The 19052-nt window shown below is 35.0% G+C and carries 15 protein-coding genes; 10 read left to right on the top strand and 5 right to left on the bottom strand.

Annotated elements, in window-relative coordinates; translation table 11 throughout:
• Positions 1-31: 31 nt before the first annotated feature.
• Positions 32-1027 (top strand): Gfo/Idh/MocA family protein, encoded by a 996-nt coding sequence (locus ACWA1B_RS03825; RefSeq protein WP_456904533.1) that lies wholly within the window; start codon positions 32-34, stop codon positions 1025-1027.
• Positions 1028-1124: 97 nt separating this feature from the next.
• Here ACWA1B_RS03825 and ACWA1B_RS03820 read toward each other — a convergent pair whose 3' ends face one another.
• Both ACWA1B_RS03820 and dnaE read right to left on the bottom strand, forming a co-directional pair.
• The gene (locus tag ACWA1B_RS03820) at positions 1125-2057 is read right to left on the bottom strand and encodes an outer membrane beta-barrel protein (protein ID WP_456904532.1); all 933 of its coding nucleotides are present in this window, start codon (positions 2055-2057) and stop codon (positions 1125-1127) included.
• A 178-nt stretch (positions 2058-2235) separates the two neighbouring features.
• On the bottom strand, positions 2236-6774 hold the full coding sequence (dnaE, locus tag ACWA1B_RS03815) for a DNA polymerase III subunit alpha (protein ID WP_456904531.1): 4539 nt from the start codon (positions 6772-6774) through the stop codon (positions 2236-2238).
• Between the two features lie 333 nt (positions 6775-7107).
• Between dnaE and ACWA1B_RS03810 the strand changes: the two genes are divergently transcribed.
• From ACWA1B_RS03810 to leuB, 6 genes are all read left to right on the top strand, one after another.
• Positions 7108-7911 carry an SDR family oxidoreductase gene (locus tag ACWA1B_RS03810; protein ID WP_456904530.1) on the top strand — a complete coding sequence of 268 codons (804 nt, stop codon included), beginning with the start codon at positions 7108-7110 and terminating at the stop codon, positions 7909-7911.
• A 73-nt stretch (positions 7912-7984) separates the two neighbouring features.
• Positions 7985-8905 carry a helix-turn-helix domain-containing protein gene (locus ACWA1B_RS03805; RefSeq protein WP_456904529.1) on the top strand — a complete coding sequence of 307 codons (921 nt, stop codon included), beginning with the start codon at positions 7985-7987 and terminating at the stop codon, positions 8903-8905.
• Positions 8906-9422: 517 nt separating this feature from the next.
• Positions 9423-10817 (top strand): 3-isopropylmalate dehydratase large subunit, encoded by a 1395-nt coding sequence (gene leuC / locus ACWA1B_RS03800; protein WP_456904528.1) that lies wholly within the window; start codon positions 9423-9425, stop codon positions 10815-10817.
• Positions 10818-10983: 166 nt separating this feature from the next.
• Complete coding sequence (leuD, locus tag ACWA1B_RS03795; RefSeq protein ID WP_456904527.1) at positions 10984-11580, top strand: 3-isopropylmalate dehydratase small subunit; 597 nt, start codon at positions 10984-10986, stop codon at positions 11578-11580.
• Between the two features lie 258 nt (positions 11581-11838).
• On the top strand, positions 11839-13359 hold the full coding sequence (locus ACWA1B_RS03790) for an alpha-isopropylmalate synthase regulatory domain-containing protein (RefSeq protein WP_456904526.1): 1521 nt from the start codon (positions 11839-11841) through the stop codon (positions 13357-13359).
• A 153-nt stretch (positions 13360-13512) separates the two neighbouring features.
• Positions 13513-14574, top strand: coding sequence for a 3-isopropylmalate dehydrogenase (leuB, locus tag ACWA1B_RS03785; protein ID WP_456904525.1), 1062 nt, complete (start codon positions 13513-13515; stop codon positions 14572-14574).
• 121 nt (positions 14575-14695) lie between these two features.
• Here leuB and ACWA1B_RS03780 read toward each other — a convergent pair whose 3' ends face one another.
• The gene (locus ACWA1B_RS03780) at positions 14696-15043 is read right to left on the bottom strand and encodes an RNA recognition motif domain-containing protein (protein ID WP_456904524.1); all 348 of its coding nucleotides are present in this window, start codon (positions 15041-15043) and stop codon (positions 14696-14698) included.
• A gap of 133 nt (positions 15044-15176) precedes the next feature.
• Entirely contained in the window at positions 15177-15659 is a 483-nt protein-coding gene (locus tag ACWA1B_RS03775; RefSeq protein ID WP_456904523.1) for a DUF6252 domain-containing protein, read from the bottom strand.
• Positions 15660-15854: 195 nt separating this feature from the next.
• On the opposite strand from ACWA1B_RS03775, the gene ACWA1B_RS03770 reads away from it, so the two are divergent.
• The 3 genes from ACWA1B_RS03770 to ACWA1B_RS03760 all read left to right on the top strand — a co-directional run bounded on the left by ACWA1B_RS03770 (position 15855) and on the right by ACWA1B_RS03760 (position 17757).
• Positions 15855-16424: a 30S ribosomal protein S16 gene (locus ACWA1B_RS03770; protein ID WP_035646095.1), complete on the top strand. Its 570-nt coding sequence runs from the start codon at positions 15855-15857 to the stop codon at positions 16422-16424.
• A 15-nt stretch (positions 16425-16439) separates the two neighbouring features.
• Positions 16440-16964: a ribosome maturation factor RimM gene (rimM, locus tag ACWA1B_RS03765; RefSeq protein ID WP_456904522.1), complete on the top strand. Its 525-nt coding sequence runs from the start codon at positions 16440-16442 to the stop codon at positions 16962-16964.
• An 85-nt stretch (positions 16965-17049) separates the two neighbouring features.
• Positions 17050-17757, top strand: coding sequence for a tRNA1(Val) (adenine(37)-N6)-methyltransferase (locus ACWA1B_RS03760; protein ID WP_456904521.1), 708 nt, complete (start codon positions 17050-17052; stop codon positions 17755-17757).
• On the opposite strand, the gene ACWA1B_RS03755 is transcribed toward ACWA1B_RS03760, so the two are convergent.
• Positions 17754-19049, bottom strand: coding sequence for an HlyD family secretion protein (locus ACWA1B_RS03755; protein WP_456904520.1), 1296 nt, complete (start codon positions 19047-19049; stop codon positions 17754-17756). The genes ACWA1B_RS03760 and ACWA1B_RS03755 overlap by 4 nt on opposite strands.
• Positions 19050-19052: the final 3 nt, after the last annotated feature.

Raw genomic sequence — 19052 nt, 5'->3', positions numbered from 1 at the left:
CCTTAAATTTGAATAACTAAAAAACCAAAAAATGAAAATTATAAAATGGGGAATCATTGGCTGTGGAAATGTGACTGAAGTAAAAAGCGGACCTGCTTTTCAGAAAGCTTCAAATTCGGCTTTAGTTGCTGTTATGCGCAGAGATGCAGCACTTGCCGAAGATTACGCTAAACGTCATAATGTTTCTAAATGGTATTCGAATGCTGAAGATTTAATCAATGATCCGGAAGTTGATGCGGTATATATTGCTACTCCTCCATCTTCTCATAAAGAATACACTATTTTATGTGCCAAAGCAGGAAAACCGGTTTACGTAGAAAAACCTATGGCATTGACTTTCGAAGAATGCAACGAAATGATTTCTGCGTGCAAAGAGCATAATGTTCCTTTATTTGTTGCGTATTATAGAAGAGCTTTGCCTCGATTTTTAAAAATCAAAGAAATAATTGATCAAGGAAAATTAGGAAACATTCGACATGTAAATTGCGTTTTGTATCATCCTTTTGAAGAACGTTATGATGACGAAATCAATCTTCCGTGGACTGTTTTACCTCATATTTCAGGAGGCGGAATTTTCGTCGATTTAGCCTGTCATACTTTAGATTTTCTGGATTTTGTTTTAGGTCCGATAAAATCTGTTCGCGGACATGCGACTTCACAATTATTGGCTTATCCAGCAGAAGATTCGGTTTCAATGTCGTTTTTATTCGAAAACGGAATTCATGGATCAGGAATATGGAATTTTGCTAGTTTTGAACGTTATGACAATACTGAAATTGTCGGAGATAAAGGAAAAATCTCGTTTTCGACTTTTGGAAATGATCCAATTCATATTCAATATACAAATGGAGAAAAAGAAAGTATTTTGATTGAAAATCCGCTTCATATTCAGCAGCCATTTATTGAAACTGTGATTGCTGAACTTTTAGGAGAAGAAAATGCTTCACCTTCAAAAGGAATTTCTGGAGCCAGAACAACCTGGGTTATTGATGAAGTTTTGAAAGAGTTTAGGAATTCTTCCAAATAGTTATTGCTTCGTTTCTTTTAATAACAAAAGTGAGCATAAAAAAGAGGATATTCTTTCGAATATCCTCTTTTTTTATAAACTATAAAGCTTTTAAAAATTATAGGCTGTATTTAAGACCAAAAGTAAATCCTAAACCAGAAATTCCAACATAAGAGCTAATATCATCAGTTGCTTTTGTATTGTCAAAACCTGCTGCATTAGTTACTTTACTATTTGACGTAGTATTAATTTGTTCTACATATTTAGTATGGCTTGCAGAATATGATGCGTCTGGACGGAAACTTGTAGGAGTATTTAATTTATCTACACCATTTTCAGTATATATTTCTGTTTCTTTTGTTTTTCCGTGTACTGTAAAGTTACGGTATTCTACTTCAGCAAAAAGAGAGATATGTGTACCTAATTTATAAGATGTTCCTAATGCTGCCGTAAAACCAACAGTTGGGTTTGGTTTAATAACATCTTTTGAATAAGTTTCTGTTGTTCCTGCTGGATTTGTATACGTTCTAGTAGTTTCGATATCTAATGTTCCATGAACAGGAACGATAACTCCAACTTTAGTATAAGGTTCGAAACCATGAGTTTGCCCTAAAAACAAAACGACTGCAGGGGCAATATCATAAGCTTCAAGTTTTCCTACTGCTTTACCATTTACAAAAGTTGGTCCTGCAGCTACTAATCTGTGCGTTGTCTCAACCATCGTTTTATCTGCACTGTTAAAATAATTAAATCCTAACTCGACACCTAAACGTGGTGTAAAACGATATCCAGCCGTTAAACCTGTACGGAATCCTTGTCCGAAAGAACCATGATTAGTTTCTCTAGAAATTAAAGTTGTACCATCTGCACCATAAACATCCGTGTTAGGCAATGCCCCAGATACAGTTGGAAATTCAGCAGCAGCCGTCTGGATAAAATATGACCCACCTAATTTAAAATACCAGCTTTCTTGTTTGTCTGCTTTTTCTGTCTGCGCCATTGTAGCCATAGAGCAAACTAATAATCCTAATAAAAATAGGTTCTTTTTCATAATTCTGATTTAATTAATTTATACAAACTTAGAATAATTTAACATATTCTTTTGGTCTGCATTGTTAGACTTGGAACGAAATCGTTGTAATTTCGGGCAATATTACTAAAAAAGTATTATGCGTGCATATTTTTAACATTAAAATTTTACATTCCATTAAATTTTAACTGTTAAATTTTTAGTTCAGTTTAAAGTTGATTTGCATTTTCTCCAACTCCTGTAATAACTCAGCAGAAATTTTGATTTTTAATCGTCGGCTTGGCATGCTTAATTTGGTTACAACTTTGACTTCTTCAACCTCTTTTACTTCCTGCATTTTAGCTTCTCCTGTACTTATTTCATTATCATCATTGTCATCTTCAAAAACAGCATCTTCGTTGTCTTCAAATTCACTTGTTGTTTCAACCTCTATTAAACGTTTAACATTTTCAATTTCCATAATATCAAAACTTACCGTATTATCACCTTTATTTTCATTGAACAAATGGCTTAATTTATGAATAAACTCAGGTTGAAGATCTTTGATATTTAACAACAGAATTAGTTTTTTAGCAAAAGCCTCCAATATATCCTGTAACTGACGAATCTCAACAAACTGCATTCTAGGTTCTGATTTTTTACCTGTATCATGATTTACCCAACCGTCTTTTATCAAAATTTTCAGGTAGGCAAAATTATTCTGAATCAGGAAATGACGGAATTTCAAATATTCTTCTCCAAAAATCTTGAACTCATAACTTTCGTCATAACCTTCTAAATTAAATACTGCCCAGCCTTTTCCGTTTTTGGCAACACGGTGCTGCACGTTATTAATAATTCCGGCAAAATTTAGATTTTTACCTACATACTCATTCATGTTTTTCAAGGCTTCTAAACGAGCATTGCAGAAGTATTTCATTTCAAACCTAAAATCGTCAAGCGGATGTCCGGAGATATAAATTCCGACAACTTCTTTTTCTTTAGCCAGTTTTTCCATTGTACTCCAGTCTTCACAAGGAGGCACGACTGGTTCAGCAATTTGCACTTCACTGGTTTCTCCGAACAAACTTACCTGAGACGAGTTTTCATTTTCCTGAAACTTCGATCCATAACGCATCGCTTTTTCGTAGAATGTAATTCCGTCGCCATCGTCATGAAAATATTGGGCTCTAGTTGTCCCTTCAAATGAATCAAAACCACCGGCAAGTGCTAAATTTTCAATCGCTTTTTTATTAGCTGCACGAAGATCAATTCGCTTCGCTAAATCAAAAATCGATTTATATCTTCCGTCTTTTCTGTTTTCTACAATCGTTTCTACCGCTCCGGAACCAACACCTTTAATAGCTCCCATTCCGAAACGAACGGCATAATCATCGTTTACAGTAAATTTATAATACGACTCGTTTACATCTGGGCCAAGAACCTGTAATCCCATACGTTTACATTCTTCCATAAAGAAAGAAACTTGTTTGATATCGTTCATATTATTTGAAAGTACCGCTGCCATGTATTCTGCAGGATAATGTGCTTTTAAATAAGCTGTTTGATAGGCAATCCATGCATAACAAGTCGAGTGCGATTTGTTGAAGGCGTAACTCGCAAAAGCTTCCCAGTCTTTCCAGATTTTTTCCAGAATTTTTGCATCGTGACCTTTTGCTGCAGCTTGTTCAACAAACTTCGGCTTCATTTTATCCAGTACGTCTTTTTGTTTCTTACCCATCGCTTTACGCAATACGTCGGCCTCACCCTTTGTAAATCCTGCCAAAGACTGAGACAAAAGCATTACCTGCTCTTGGTAAACTGTAATTCCATAGGTTTCGGATAGATATTCGGCACAGGCATCTAAATCATATTTGATTTCCTCGTCGCCATTTTTTCTTCTAACGAAAGACGGAATATACTCCAAAGGTCCCGGACGATAAAGTGCATTCATGGCAATTAAATCTCCAAAAACCGTTGGCTTAAGGTCTTTCATGTATTTCTGCATCCCCGGTGACTCGTATTGAAAAATCCCAACGGTTTCACCTCTTTGGAAAAGCGCATACGTTTCTTCATCATCAATCGGAAATGTATCGGGATCCAAATCAATTCCGGTTCTGTATTTTACCAGTTTTACGGTATCTTTTATCAGCGTAAGGGTCTTCAGACCCAAGAAGTCCATTTTCAACAATCCAGCACTTTCTGCAACCGAGTTATCAAACTGTGTTACATATAAATCGGAATCTTTTGCAGTAGTTACAGGAACATAATTGGTAATATCCGACGGCGTAATAATAACCCCACAAGCGTGAATACCCGTATTACGCATCGAGCCTTCCAAGATTTTTGCCTGCTGAATGGTTTCTCCTGCCAAATCATCTTCATTGGCAATTGCGATTAATTCTTTTACATTATCAAATTCGTCAGAACGAAGGGCTTTTTTGACTTCTTCTTCACTTTCAGAAATAAAACGCGCCAAATTCCATTTTGACGGCATCATTCCCGGAATCAGTTTTGCAATTCTATCGGCTTCAAATAGTGGTAAATCCAGTACACGCGCCGTATCACGAATCGCTGATTTGGTCGCCATTTTACCATACGTGATAATTTGTGCCACCTGTTTTTGACCGTATTTATTGATTACATAATCCATTACACGTCCACGACCCTCATCATCAAAGTCGATATCAATATCGGGCATCGATACACGGTCAGGATTCAGGAAACGCTCAAAAAGTAAGTCGTATTTAATCGGGTCAATGTTGGTAATTCCGAGACAGTATGCAACGGCAGAACCTGCTGCAGACCCACGACCTGGACCAACCGATACATCCATTTTTCTGGCCTCGGCAATAAAATCCTGTACAATCAAAAAGTAACCTGGATATCCTGAATTCGAAATCGTCAATAACTCAAAATCTAAACGTTCCTGAATAGATTCAGTTATTTCACCGTATCTTCTTTTAGCACCTTCCATCGTAAGGTGTCGCAAATAAGCATTTTCACCACGAACACCATTGTCTTTTTCATCTTCGGGATCAACAAATTCTTCCGGAATATCAAATTTTGGAAGCAATACATCGCGATACAAGGAATATCCTTCAACCTTATCAATAATTTCCTGAATGTTGATAATGGCTTCTGGAAGATCAGCAAAGAGTTTTTTCATCTCTTCTTCCGACTTAAAATAATATTCCTGATTTGGAAGTCCGTAACGGTAGCCACGTCCACGTCCAATAGGTGTTGCCTGCTTTTCACCGTCTTTTACACAAAGTAAAATATCGTGCGCATTGGCATCTTCTTTATTTAAATAATAGGTATTGTTAGTCGCAATTAATTTGACGTTGTGTTTTTGTGAAAACTCAATCAGGGTTTTGTTGACACGATTTTCATCTTCCTGATTGTGGCGCATAACTTCTAAGTAGAAATCTTCGCCAAATTGTTCTTTCCACCAAACTAAAGCCTCTTCGGCTTGGTTTTCACCAATGTTCAGGATTTTACTCGGAATTTCTCCGTATAAATTCCCAGACAAAACCATAATATCTCCTTTGTATTTTTCGACTATATTTTTGTCAATTCTCGGCACATAATAAAATCCTTCGGTGTAAGCGATCGAAGCCATTTTAGCTAAATTGTGATACCCCGCTTTGTTTTTAGCCAGTAAAACAACCTGATAACCGTTGTCTTTTTTGCTTTTATCTAAATGATTTTCGCAGATATTAAATTCACAGCCAACGATTGGTTTTACCTCGGTTTCAGTTGGTTCTTCTCCAGCTTCTACCAAAGCTTTATTTTTTCCAGATGCGGCTTTATTGTGATTCATAACGGCACTCACAAAGTGAAAAGCTCCCATCATGTTTCCGGTATCGGTCATGGCAACGGCCGGCATTCCGTTTTTGGCTGCTGCTGCAACAATATTCCCAATTCCGATAGTCGATTGAAGGACCGAAAACTGTGTATGATTGTGTAAATGTGCAAATTTTGCAGCTTTAAAATCGGCCTTATCAGCTTCTGAAACAACATTTTGCTTGTCTTCTCCAGCTAAAGCCTTAAGTTGTTCTCTGATTTTATCAGAAGCCGCTTTTAAGTTGATGTGTTTTAAACCAATCAGCTTAAATGGCTGCGGATTTTTTTCCTGAAAATCTTTGAAATATTCTTTCGGAACATCTAATTCCTCTTTGGTAAAAACTTCTCTTCTAACTAATTCTAAGAAGCAACGCGTAGTTGCCTCAACGTCGGCAGTTGCGTTGTGCGCTTCCGCGAATGGCTGGTCGAAAAGATAACTGTGTAATTCCGTCAAAGTTGGAAGTTTGAATTTTCCTCCACGACCTCCCGGAAGTTGCAATAACGAAGCCGTAACTTCGGTACACGTATCCAAAACCGGCATTGAACTCATTTGAGACTCTACGCCCATTCTATGGAATTCGGCTCCCATAATATTCACGTCGAAACCTAAATTCTGACCTACAATGAATTTCGTTTTGCTTAAAGCTATATTGAATTTCTCTAAAACTTCGGCCAAAGTGATTCCATCGGCTTCAGCCAATTCAGTTGAAATTCCGTGAATGCGCTCGGCATCATACGGAATATTAAATCCTTCTGGTTTTACCAAATAATCCTGATGCTCAATAAGCTGTCCCATTTCGTCATGAAGCTGCCACGCAATCTGTATACAGCGAGGCCAGTTATCAGAATCGGTTATCGGGGCATCCCAGCGTTTTGGTAATCCGGTTGTTTCGGTATCGAATATTAAATACATAGAGTTGTAAAAAGTGAAATTTTAAAATCCCAAATTCCAATCTTACATATTGCAACACATTGACAATATGAAACATAGTAAAATGTGAAATGGAAAATGGAAGAAATTCAAATTTACGCTTTTTTTTAAGCGAATGAAAAACGAAGTTATCAACAAAAGCATAATTAACATCTTCGTTTTCTAAACGCAAAAACAACCGAATTTGATTCTTTTTTTCTTAAAAAACTTCGATTATTCATTTTGGATACTCATTAGACCAAAATGAACACTTTTAAACTGCAGTGTATCCTGAACTTTGCTTCATCAAATTATAACAATTAAAAAATAATAATCATGAAAACAATTTTTATCACAGGTGCATCATCAGGTTTAGGAAAAGCGACAGCAAAATTATTTCAAGCAAAAGGATGGAACGTAATCGCAACAATGAGAACTCCGGAAAAAGAAACTGAACTTTCTCAATTAAAAAACATAACACTTTTGCCTTTAGATGTTACCAATTATGACCAAATTCAAAGTACGGTTCAAAAAGCGATTGCATTAACCGATATTGATGTCGTTTTTAATAATGCTGGTTACGGATTGATTGGTCCTTTGGAAAGTTTTAACGATGATCAAATCACGAAACAGTTAAATACTAATTTATTGGGTACTATTCGTGTTACGAATGCTTTTATTCCGTATTTCAGAGAAAAAAGAAACGGATTATTTATCTCAACAACTTCTATCGGTGGATTGATTTCTTTTCCTTTAGGATCTGTTTATCACGCTACAAAATGGGGATTAGAAGGCTGGAGCGAAAGCATGGCTTATGAATTAAATCAATTTGGAATAGACATTAAAACGGTTTCTCCGGGCGGTATCAAAACAGAATTTCTTCATGGTTCTCTTGACACAGGAGTTAAACCTGAATACCAAGCAATGGCAGACAAAATGTTCGAAAATGTGGATATAATGTTTGAAATGGCATCGACTCCTGAACAAATCGCCGATGTAGTTTATGAAGCTGCAACAGATGGAAAAACCAAACTAAGATATGTGGCCGGTGAAGACGCAAAAGCACTTTATCAACAAAGATTAGAACAAGGCGACGAAGTTTTTCGTGCGGCATTCGGTAAACAATTTTTAGGAGCATAATGAGCTAGATTTCTACCGTTTAGTTTTTAAAAACCTGAACGGTAGAAATCTTTTAATTTCATACTTTTATATCATGGAAAACAAGAAAAACAATCCTGCAAAAATTTCGTCTATATCGCAATTTCATGATCTGCTTAGACTACCAAAACCACTTCACCCAATGGTTAGTTTGGTAGACAATACACAATTTGTCATAAATGAAGATTTAGCCAATTATGCTTTTTTGCTTGATTTTTATAAAATATCATACAAGTTTTCAACCAATGGTAAAATGGGGTATGGACAAGGTTATTATGATTTTAATGAAGGCGGATTGATGTTTTCTTCTCCAAATCAATTAATCTTTACTGAAAACGAAGAAGGTGCCGAATACAGTGGATACACACTTTTATTTCATCCCGATTTTATTAGAAATTATCCTTTAGGCAAAAACATCAAAAAGTATGGTTTCTTTTCGTATGATACGAATGAAGCACTGCATCTTTCTGACAGTGAAAAAACTACCGTTATAGGATTATTGAATAGCATTGACAATGAACTTCATACGGCTATTGACGAAATGAGTCAGGATGTAATCGTTTCTTATATCGATGTTTTACTGAATTACAGCAATCGTTTTTACAAACGCCAATTCATTACCAGAAAAACGATCAGTAATGATTTATTACTTAAAGTAGAAGATACTTTAAATAATTATTTCAATAATGCCGAAGCGCTAAAAAGAGGTTTGCCTACGGTAGATTTTCTTGCTTCACAAGTTAACGTTTCCAGTCATTATTTAAGCGATATGCTTCGTAATTTAACGGGGCAAAATGCACAGCAGCACATTCATTTAAAACTAATTGAGAAATCAAAAGATTTCCTGATGACGACAAATCTCTCGGTTGCCGAAATTGCCTATCAATTGGGTTTTGAATATCCTCAATCTTTCAGTAAATTATTCAAAAAGAAAACCAATCTTACTCCTTTAGAGTTTAAAAACTCACTGAATTAGTCTCCAAAATATTCCTTTCAAAAAAGCCCTTTTTGTCTTAAAAAAGCATAAAATTTCATAAAAATACACTTCTTGGATGTCGTAGTATTTAGATAGTTTATTAAATCTAAATAACGTCTAAAAAACTCCTTTAAAAGCTATAAAAAACTTAAAAAGCATTCTTTTTGCAAAAATTTAAAAACTAACAATTATTACTATTTTCATGTATTTTGTTAGATTTTTTCAATAAAATTCTTATATTTTATAGTGATTTTGAGATAAATTTGCAAACTATTAAAACAAAAAGGAATCAATAAAAATTAAAGCCGAAAAAGAAAAACAAAGTCATTTTCTACATCATTTTTCTGCCAAAATTTAACTTGGAAAAGCTTATTGGCAATTTGTAATCCGGTTTGGGTATCGTATATAATGAAATATCGAAATTGACGCTTTTGTATCTTTTTTTACTTTTGTTTTGCTATTATAATGAACAGGAAATTGCTGTGGTTATAGAAATTACAATTAAAAAAAATAAAAAATGAGTAAGACATTATTTGACAAAGTATGGGATTCACATGTAGTGCGTAAAATTGAAGATGGACCAGATGTGTTTTTTATTGACCGCCATTTCATTCATGAAGTTACGAGTCCTGTTGCTTTTTTAGGATTAAAATCAAGAGGTGTTTCGGTATTATATCCAGAACGTACTTTTGCAACTGCTGACCACAATACACCAACCATAAACCAACATTTACCAGTTCAAGATCCGCTTTCTGCTAATCAGCTTCAGGCTCTTGAAGATAATGCAAACGAATACGGAATCTCTCACTGGGGATTAGGTCACCAAAAAAATGGTATTGTACACGTAGTTGGTCCTGAAAACGGAATTACTTTGCCAGGTGCTACTATTGTATGTGGAGATTCGCATACGTCTACTCACGGTGCTTTTGGCGCTATTGCTTTTGGTATCGGAACTTCTGAGGTTGAAATGGTGCTTTCCACTCAGTGTATTATGCAGCCTAAACCAAAGAAAATGCGTATTAACGTAAATGGTCAATTAAGTAAAGGCGTTGGTCCAAAAGACGTTGCACTTTATATTATTGCTCAATTAACTACTTCTGGAGGAACAGGTTATTTTGTTGAATATGCTGGTGATGTTTTTGAAAACATGACTATGGAAGGTCGTATGACAGTTTGTAATTTAAGTATCGAAATGGGTGCTCGTGGAGGAATGATTGCTCCTGACCAAACAACTTTCGATTTCCTTGAAGGAAGATTATACGCTCCAAAAGGTGAAGCTTGGACAAAAGCTGTTGAATACTGGAAAACTTTAAAAACTGATGCTGATGCTGTATTTGATGCTGAATTAAACATCAAAGCTGAAGATATCGAACCAATGATTACTTATGGTACAAACCCAGGAATGGGAATTGGTATCACAAAACATATCCCAAGTGCAAAAGAAGTTGAAGGCGGTGAGGAAACTTACAAAAAATCTTTGGCTTACATGGGCTTCCACGAAGACGACGTAATGATTGGAAAACAAATCGATTATGTTTTCTTAGGAAGTTGTACAAACGGACGTATTGAAGATTTTAGAGCTTTTGCTGAAATTGTAAAAGGAAGAAAAAAAGCAGATAATGTTACGGCTTGGTTAGTTCCAGGTTCTCACGTTGTTGAAGCTCAGATTAAAGAAGAAGGTATCTTAGATATTTTAACTGAAGCTGGTTTCGTATTACGTCAGCCGGGTTGTTCAGCTTGTTTAGCAATGAACGATGACAAAGTTCCTGCTGGAAAATATGCAGTAAGTACTTCAAACAGAAACTTTGAAGGTCGTCAAGGTCCTGGTTCAAGAACATTATTAGCAAGTCCAATTATGGCTGCTGCTGCTGCAGTTACAGGAAAACTAACAGATCCAAGAGAGCTTTTTTAAAGATTTAAGAATGAAGATTAACGATTTTTGATTTCAGATTTCGATACGCTTCATTAAAAAAATCTTCTAAAATTTCAATTACATTAAAAAAAATTAACGATTATAATTTTACATTCTAACAATAAATCTAAAATCAGAAATCGTTAATCTAAAATCAAAAATTAAAATGGCATACGATAAATTTACTATACTTACCAGCAGTGCAGTGCCACTGCCAATTGAAAACGTTGATACAGATCAAATTATTCCGGCTCGTTTCTTAAAAGCTACAAAGCGCGAAGGCTTTGGAGATAACCTTTTTAGAGACTGGAGATATAATGGAGATGATACTCCAAAAGCTGATTTCGTTTTAAACGATTCAACTTACTCAGGAAAAATTTTGGTTGGAGGAAAAAACTTCGGTTCTGGATCTTCAAGAGAACACGCTGCTTGGGCAGTTTACGATTATGGTTTTAGAGCCGTAGTTTCTAGTTTCTTTGCCGATATTTTCAAGGGAAACTGTTTGAATATTGGTGTTTTACCAGTACAAATCAGTCCTGAGTTTTTAGAAAATATTTTCAAAGCGATCGAAGCTGATCCTAAAACAGAATTAGAAATCAATCTTCCAAACCAAACTATCACTTTATTGTCAACTGGTCAGCAAGAATCTTTTGCTATCAACGGATACAAAAAGAACAATATGATTAATGGTTTTGATGATATTGATTATCTACAAGACATGAAGGAAGATATTAAGGCTTTCGCCGATAAACTTCCGTACTAATAGAAATACCATTCAGTCTATTAGACCCGAAAGGCTTCAAAAACCTCTCGGGTCTTTCTAAATTAAATAGAAAATATAGAACACAGATAAAACAAATTTGCTTTCGCAAAAGCGCTAAAAAAACAGATTTTTTTAAAACTAAATTAAAAATCCGTGATAATCCACGTCTTCGCAAAGCGAATAAGTAAAAATCAGTGTTCAAACTAAAATAAAGGATAATCAATAATATCCAACCCTTTAGAAATATAGAATATCAATATGGAAAAAAGAAAAATTGAAATAATGGATACGACACTTCGTGATGGTGAACAAACCTCAGGAGTATCTTTTTCTGCTGCAGAAAAACTAACCATTGCGCAATTGTTACTGGAAGAACTAAATATTGATAGAATCGAAATTGCTTCGGCGCGTGTAAGCGAAGGAGAATTTCAAGCCGTAAAAGGCATTACTTCATGGGCTGAAGAACGTGGCTATATAGATCGAATTGAAGTCCTTTCTTTTGTTGATGGCGGTGTTTCAATTGACTGGATGAAAAAAGCCGGGGCCAAAGTGCAAAATTTATTGACTAAAGGTTCAATGAATCATTTAACACATCAATTGAAAAAAACTCCAGAACAGCATTTTTCTGAAATTACACAAATCATTACTTTAGCAAAAGAAAACAATATTGAAACCAATGTTTACCTAGAAGACTGGAGCAACGGAATGCGAAATTCTCCTGATTATGTTTTTCAATTTTTGGATTTCTTATCAACACAGCCAATAAAAAGGATTTTACTTCCAGATACTTTAGGGGTTTTGATTCCTTCACAGGCTTTTGAATTTATTTCAAAAATCAGAGCAAAATATCCAAATATTCATTTTGATTTTCATGCTCATAACGATTATGATTTAAGTGTTGCCAATGTCATGGAAGCTATAAAAGCTGGCATCAACGGACTTCACGTTACGGTAAACGGAATGGGAGAACGCGCCGGAAATGCACCACTTGAAAGTACTGTTGCCGTAATAAATGATTATTTACCAGAAGTAAGCATTAACATCAAAGAAACTTCTTTATACACTGTCAGCAAATTAGTAGAAACATTTACAGGATATAGAATTCCTGCCAACAAACCAATTGTTGGCGATAATGTTTTTACGCAGACAGCCGGAATCCACGCTGACGGAGATAACAAAAACAATTTATATTTTAATGATTTACTTCCGGAACGTTTTGGAAGAAAAAGAAAATACGCTTTAGGAAAAACTTCAGGAAAAGCCAATATTGAAAAAAATCTTCAGGAATTAGGTTTAAAGCTAAATCAGGAAGATTTAAAATTGGTTACCCAAAGAATTATCGAATTGGGCGACAAAAAAGAAACCGTAACGAAGGAAGACCTTCCATACATTATTTCAGATGTTTTGGACAGTCACACTTACGAAGAAAAAATAAAAATTGAGTCCTATATACTAGTACACTCAAAAGGAATGCGTCCGTCTACGACTTTGTGCTTAAAATTTGGAGATGAAATCATCGAAGAAAATGCACAAGGCGATGGTCAATTTGATGCTTTTATGAATGCCTTAACCAAGATTTACAAAAGCAAAAAGCTTACACTTCCAAAATTAATTGATTACGCAGTTAGAATCCCGCCAGGAAGTAGTTCTGATGCGTTGTGCGAAACCATCATTACATGGGTCAACAACGGAAAAGAATTCAAAACCCGCGGTTTAGATTCGGATCAAACCGTTGCAGCGATTATCGCAGCACAAAAAATGCTAAATGTAATTACTTAAGGTTCTAAGTTGCTAAGATTCTAAGGCTCTAAGATTTTTTCTTTCAACTTAAAATCTTAGCAACTCAAACCTTTAAAATAAAAAATAAGGCACTAAGAATAAAAAACTTAGAACCTTAGAATCTCAGAATCTCAGAACCTTAAAAAAAATAGAATGAAATTAAACATAGCCCTTTTAGCCGGAGACGGAATCGGACCAGAAGTAATAAATGAAGCTGTAAAAGTATCTGATGCTATTGCAAAAAAATTCAATCACGAAATAACTTGGACTCCTGCTCTGACCGGAGCTTGCGCAATCGACGCAGTTGGAGTTCCTTATCCAGATGAAACGCACGAAATTTGTATGAAAGCTGATGCGGTTTTATTTGGAGCAATCGGACACCCAAAATATGATAACGACCCAAGCGCACCCGTTCGTCCAGAACAAGGTTTATTGTTGATGCGTAAAAAATTAGGTTTATTTGCTAACGTACGTCCAACATTTACTTTCCCTTCTTTAATTGATAATTCTCCATTAAAAAGAGAAAGAATCGAAGGAACTGATTTAGTTTTCTTAAGAGAATTAACAGGCGGAATTTACTTTGGTGAAAAAGGAAGAAAAGATGGCGGAGAAACTGCTTTTGATAATTGTGTTTACACAAGAGCAGAAGTTCAGCGTTTAGCCAAAAAAGGTTTTGAATTAGCGATGACACGTAGCAAAAAATTATGTTGCGTAGACAAAGCAAACGTTTTGGAAACTTCACGTTTATGGAGAGAAACAGTTCAGGCAATGGAAAAAGATTATCCAGAAGTTACGGTTTCTTATGAATTTGTTGATGCTGTTGCCATGCGTTTAGTTCAATGGCCAAACTCTTATGATGTATTAATTACTGAGAATTTATTTGGAGATATTTTAACGGATGAAGCTTCTGTAATTTCAGGTTCAATGGGATTAATGCCTTCTGCTTCTGTTGGAGAACATACATCATTATACGAACCAATCCACGGATCTTATCCTCAGGCAACTGGATTAAATATTGCAAATCCATTAGCAACAATTTTATCTGCAGCCATGATGTTCGAAGATGCTTTCGGATTAAAAGATGAAGCTGACGCAATTAGAGCGGTTGTAAACAAATCTTTGGCTGAAGGCATTGTTACAGAAGATTTAGCTACAAAAGGATCAAAAGCATACAAAACAAGCGAAGTAGGTGACTGGCTTGTAGCGAATTTATAATAGTTTATTTTTGTTTCAGGTTTCAGGTTTTTGGAACTTGAAACCTGAAACTAATAAAACTTGAAACAAAAAAAAAGGGATCAACTTCCGTTGATCCCTTTTATATTTTAGAAAAAAAATATTAATATCCTCCTCTGTTTCCACGGTCGTTTCCACCGCGGCTGTTTCCGTAACCTCCGCGAGAATCACCTCCACGGTTGTTATTGAAGCTTCTTCTTTCACCTTCAGGTTTCGGTTCAGATTTATTAACAACAATTGAACGACCTTGAACAGTAGCACCGTTCAATTCATCAATTGCTTTTTGAGCCTCCGCATCGTTTGGCATCTCTACGAAACCAAAGCCTTTGCTTCTTCCAGTAAATTTATCACTGATAATTTTAACTGAATCTACTGCTCCATAAGCCTCGAAAGACTCTCTTAAATCTGCTTCCTCAATACTGAATGGAAGGCTTCCAACAAAAATGTTCATATGTACTTATTTATAATATCTAGCAAATGTAGTCTTATTTTTCTCTAATCTACTATATATTAGTTTATTTATGTTTTTATTTAGATTTCAAAAACCTGTAGCAACAAAAACAAATGAACTTTAAACAGAAAACTTAAAACAATACGCTTGGCCCAATTGGAACTTTGTAAAAAACACCCTCTGTAAAATTAACTTTCGGATTATCAATATCAGTAGTGTTCGAGTTTATCGCAGTGAATTTAAATGTACCAGAAACGGTATTGTTTTCAGCATCATAATCCGTAATTACAATTTGACCACTTCCCTTTTTTGTTCCAGTCGAAAAATTACTTAAACGTTCTGGAAAAGTATTTTCATAAGATGCTTTTGAAACATCATTTATACCTAAAAGATACGTTTTTTCTAAATTAGAAGGCACTTCTAATGTCACTTTTTCGTAACCTAAGGAACCTTCAATGATTAAGTTACCATTTGTAGAAAAATAAGCTTTATGAGCGACAGCTCTCCAAAAAATATTGTCTTTTAAGCCTTGAAATGCGGGATTATTAAATTTTATATCTTCAGTACAAGAAGTAACAACAAAAAGAAGTGATAAAAAATAAAAATATTTTTTCATGTTTCGTGGATTTAATGCAAAAGTATTGCATTTGAAATAAATATTTAAAATTTCAACTTAAAAACAACAAAAAAACGACTGAATTTCTTCTTAAAAAGAATTAATGCCTTTTAAAATGTTTAATTCATAAAAAAATTATATCTTTGCGCCCTTAATTAACAGAGGTCGAGTACCTCAAAATTTAATCATAAGATTATGTCAGTAAAAATTAGATTACAAAGACACGGTAAAAAAGGAAAACCTTTTTACTGGGTTGTAGCTGCAGATGCACGCTCAAAAAGAGATGGTAAATACTTAGAAAAAATCGGTACTTACAATCCAAACACTAACCCAGCAACTGTTGAGTTAAACCTTGACAGCGCAGTTAAATGGTTGCACAATGGTGCTCAACCAACTGATACTGCAAGAGCTATCCTTTCTTACAAAGGCGCTTTATTGAAACACCACCTTGATGGAGGTATCCGTAAAGGAGCTTTAACTCAAGAGCAAGCAGATGCTAAATTAGCAGCTTGGTTAGAAGCTAAAGCAGGAAAAGTTGATGCTAAAAAAGATGGTTTATCAAAAGCACAAGCTGATGCTAAAGCAAAAGCTTTAAAAGCAGAAAAAGAAGTTAACGCTAAGCGTTTAGCTGCTGCAGCTCAGGCTGAAGCTGATGCTATCGCTGCTGCATCTGCTGCTGAGGCTACTGAAGAAGTTGCTGAAGTTGAAGCTGCAACTGAAGAAGCTCCGGCTGCTGAAGAGAATAACGAAACAACTGAAGCATAATTTTACTTAGCGATAATGCGTAAAGAAGAATGTTTTTATTTAGGTAAAATCGCTAAAAAATTTAGTTTCAAAGGTGAAGTTCTGATCTATTTAGATACAGACGAACCTGAGTTATACGAAAATCTGGAATCAGTGTTTGTTGAACACAACAAACACTTGGTTCCTTTTTTTATTGAAACAAGTTCTTTACACAAAAACGACTTTCTGAGAGTTCGTTTTGAAGATGTAAATACCGAAGAAGATGCAGATGCCTTAGTTGGAAATGCTATTTATCTTCCTTTAACTATGTTGCCAAAACTTTCTGGCAACAAATTCTATTTTCACGAAGTTATCGGTTTTGAAATCGAAGACCAACGCTTAGGTGTTTTCGGAAAAATAACTTCTATAAATGACTCATCTGCACAACCACTTTTCGAAGTTCTAAATGGTGATGTAGAAATTTTAGTTCCAATGATTGACCATTTCCTTGTAAAAATCGATCGTGAGAACAAAAAAGTTATCATGAACCTTCCTGAAGGCCTTGTGGAAATGTATTTATAAAAAGTTTATTTGTTTAATCGGTTAAATTATTTAATCGAAAAATGAACTTTCATATTAAAATCTTTCTTTATAAATTATAAATCAAATGTTTCAGTTCAAACAATTCTCTATTAAGCAAGATCGTTGTGCAATGAAAGTTGGCACTGATGGCGTTTTATTAGGTTCTTGGGCTCCAATTCATCATAATCCGTTTAGTGTTTTAGATATTGGTGCAGGAACCGGAATTATTGCTTTGATGCTTGCGCAAAGATGCAATGCTGAACAAATTGATGCTCTTGAAATTGACGAAGAGGCATATGAACAAGCCGTTGAAAATTTCGAAAATTCTCCTTGGGGTGATCGCTTATTTTGTTTTCATGCTGGTTTAGATGAATTTATCGAAGAGCCGGAAGACGAATATGACCTGATTGTTTCCAATCCGCCGTTTTATGCCGAAGATTATAAGACCGAAAACGAGCAACGTGATTTAGCAAGATTTCAAGATGCAATGCCTTTTGAAGAAATTGTTGAAGCTGCCGATTTATTACTTTCAGAAAATGGAATTTTAGCAATCATAATTCCTTTCAAAGAAGAGGAAAAATTTACTGCTTTAGCTAAAGAAGCTGAATTGTTTCCATTAAAAATTACTCGAGTGAAAGGAGCACCAAAATCTGAAATCAAACGTAGTTTATTGGCTTTTAGCCGAAATGAAGTTACCGAAATTGAAATCGATGAATTAGTTATCGAAATCGACAGACATGTTTATACACCTGAATATATTGAATTGACTAAAGAGTTTTATTTAAAATTCTAAACCTGCTCAAAAATGTTTTTGAATTGATATAATATTCTTTCGATTAATCTTAAATCTTCTGTCACAATTTCTGCACTTCCTTTCATTTCCTGCTGAAAAATTATCTGTTTGTTGTATGACGTCTGAAGCCCGTTTGGCAAAGCGACATCAAGTAATAAATTTCCATCTTTGTCCGGCACAAGCGAAATATTTTTAATTTCTCCTTTTAAAACTCCAAATTCGCGATCAGGATAATTTGCCAGACGAATATTTACGCGCTGTCCAACTTTTATTTTTCCCGAATTCAAGGCTGGTGCTTTTACTTTTCCGATAAAACCATTTTTTGCATCAGGAATAATCGAAAACACATTATCGCCCACATTAATTGTTTGGCTTTCATTCCAAACCTGTAAAAAAGTAACCACACCGCTAATCGATGATTTCAACGTATAAGCCAACTCCCAGTCTTTGATGACTTTTTTTAGTTGATAAAAAGACTGCGCCACATTACGTCCTAAGTTCACCTCTTCCTTAGTTCCGCTTATCTGTGACGTCTGACTCAATTTTGTATTATCAATCAAAGCCGATTTTAATTGTGAAATCGAAGATAAAAGTCCCTTGTAGCTTTTCTGGGCTTGTAAATAACCTAATTTTTTCGCTTCCATTTCCTGCGCCGAAATGATTCCTTTATTGAATAAGGTTTCAAAACGGGCTATTTCATTCTTTTGAAGCTGCAGTTCGCTTTCATTGATTATTTTTTGCTGTTGCAGAATTTCAAGTCTTTCTTTGATTTGGATTTTTTCTGAAACCTGCGCTCTGTTTTCGACTTCAAAAGGCTTAAGGTTTTCATTCAGCTTTTCTGCTTCATAATCCTTTTGAAAAACGCCAAAAGCACTTTCAATTTCGCCAAGTTGAACATTCTTCAACAAAGCAAATGGGAATTCTTTATTTGAATCATTAATATTATAATTATCTACAATGCTTTTTAGCAAAAAAACATCTTTGTAATTTGCTGTGTTCTCTATAATAGCAAGAGTTGTATTTTTAACCACTACTGCTTTATTTTTGACCAAAATAGCTTCAATACGACCAGATGACTTCGAAACAATTTTCTCTGGCGGAATATTAGTCGTAATTACGATTTCAGTATTCACTACATCCGGGTATTTTACAAACCAGGAAACAAAAAACAACATCAGTATGATTGTAAAAATGAGAACCGTCCCCCATCTGATCATCCAGTGTGGTACTTTGGTGAGAATGTCCTGAACTTCCTCGCTCCTTAATTCTAATCCATTATAATCTTCTGCCATAAT

This window comes from Flavobacterium xizangense, assembly GCF_054075145.1.
Note: the sequence above shows the minus strand (reverse complement) of the source record. Positions and strands in the feature narration are given on the sequence as shown.

What these genes read in the sequence shown, in the direction of transcription:
- ACWA1B_RS03825 (WP_456904533.1), top strand. Translation starts at nt 32, where the DNA reads ATGAAAATTATAAAATGGGGAATCATTGGCTGTGGAAATGTGACTGAA.
- ACWA1B_RS03820 (WP_456904532.1), bottom strand. Translation starts at nt 2,057, where the DNA reads ATGAAAAAGAACCTATTTTTATTAGGATTATTAGTTTGCTCTATGGCT.
- dnaE (WP_456904531.1), bottom strand. Translation starts at nt 6,774, where the DNA reads ATGTATTTAATATTCGATACCGAAACAACCGGATTACCAAAACGCTGG.
- ACWA1B_RS03810 (WP_456904530.1), top strand. Translation starts at nt 7,108, where the DNA reads ATGAAAACAATTTTTATCACAGGTGCATCATCAGGTTTAGGAAAAGCG.
- ACWA1B_RS03805 (WP_456904529.1), top strand. Translation starts at nt 7,985, where the DNA reads ATGGAAAACAAGAAAAACAATCCTGCAAAAATTTCGTCTATATCGCAA.
- leuC (WP_456904528.1), top strand. Translation starts at nt 9,423, where the DNA reads ATGAGTAAGACATTATTTGACAAAGTATGGGATTCACATGTAGTGCGT.
- leuD (WP_456904527.1), top strand. Translation starts at nt 10,984, where the DNA reads ATGGCATACGATAAATTTACTATACTTACCAGCAGTGCAGTGCCACTG.
- ACWA1B_RS03790 (WP_456904526.1), top strand. Translation starts at nt 11,839, where the DNA reads ATGGAAAAAAGAAAAATTGAAATAATGGATACGACACTTCGTGATGGT.
- leuB (WP_456904525.1), top strand. Translation starts at nt 13,513, where the DNA reads ATGAAATTAAACATAGCCCTTTTAGCCGGAGACGGAATCGGACCAGAA.
- ACWA1B_RS03780 (WP_456904524.1), bottom strand. Translation starts at nt 15,043, where the DNA reads ATGAACATTTTTGTTGGAAGCCTTCCATTCAGTATTGAGGAAGCAGAT.
- ACWA1B_RS03775 (WP_456904523.1), bottom strand. Translation starts at nt 15,659, where the DNA reads ATGAAAAAATATTTTTATTTTTTATCACTTCTTTTTGTTGTTACTTCT.
- ACWA1B_RS03770 (WP_035646095.1), top strand. Translation starts at nt 15,855, where the DNA reads ATGTCAGTAAAAATTAGATTACAAAGACACGGTAAAAAAGGAAAACCT.
- rimM (WP_456904522.1), top strand. Translation starts at nt 16,440, where the DNA reads ATGCGTAAAGAAGAATGTTTTTATTTAGGTAAAATCGCTAAAAAATTT.
- ACWA1B_RS03760 (WP_456904521.1), top strand. Translation starts at nt 17,050, where the DNA reads ATGTTTCAGTTCAAACAATTCTCTATTAAGCAAGATCGTTGTGCAATG.
- ACWA1B_RS03755 (WP_456904520.1), bottom strand. Translation starts at nt 19,049, where the DNA reads ATGGCAGAAGATTATAATGGATTAGAATTAAGGAGCGAGGAAGTTCAG.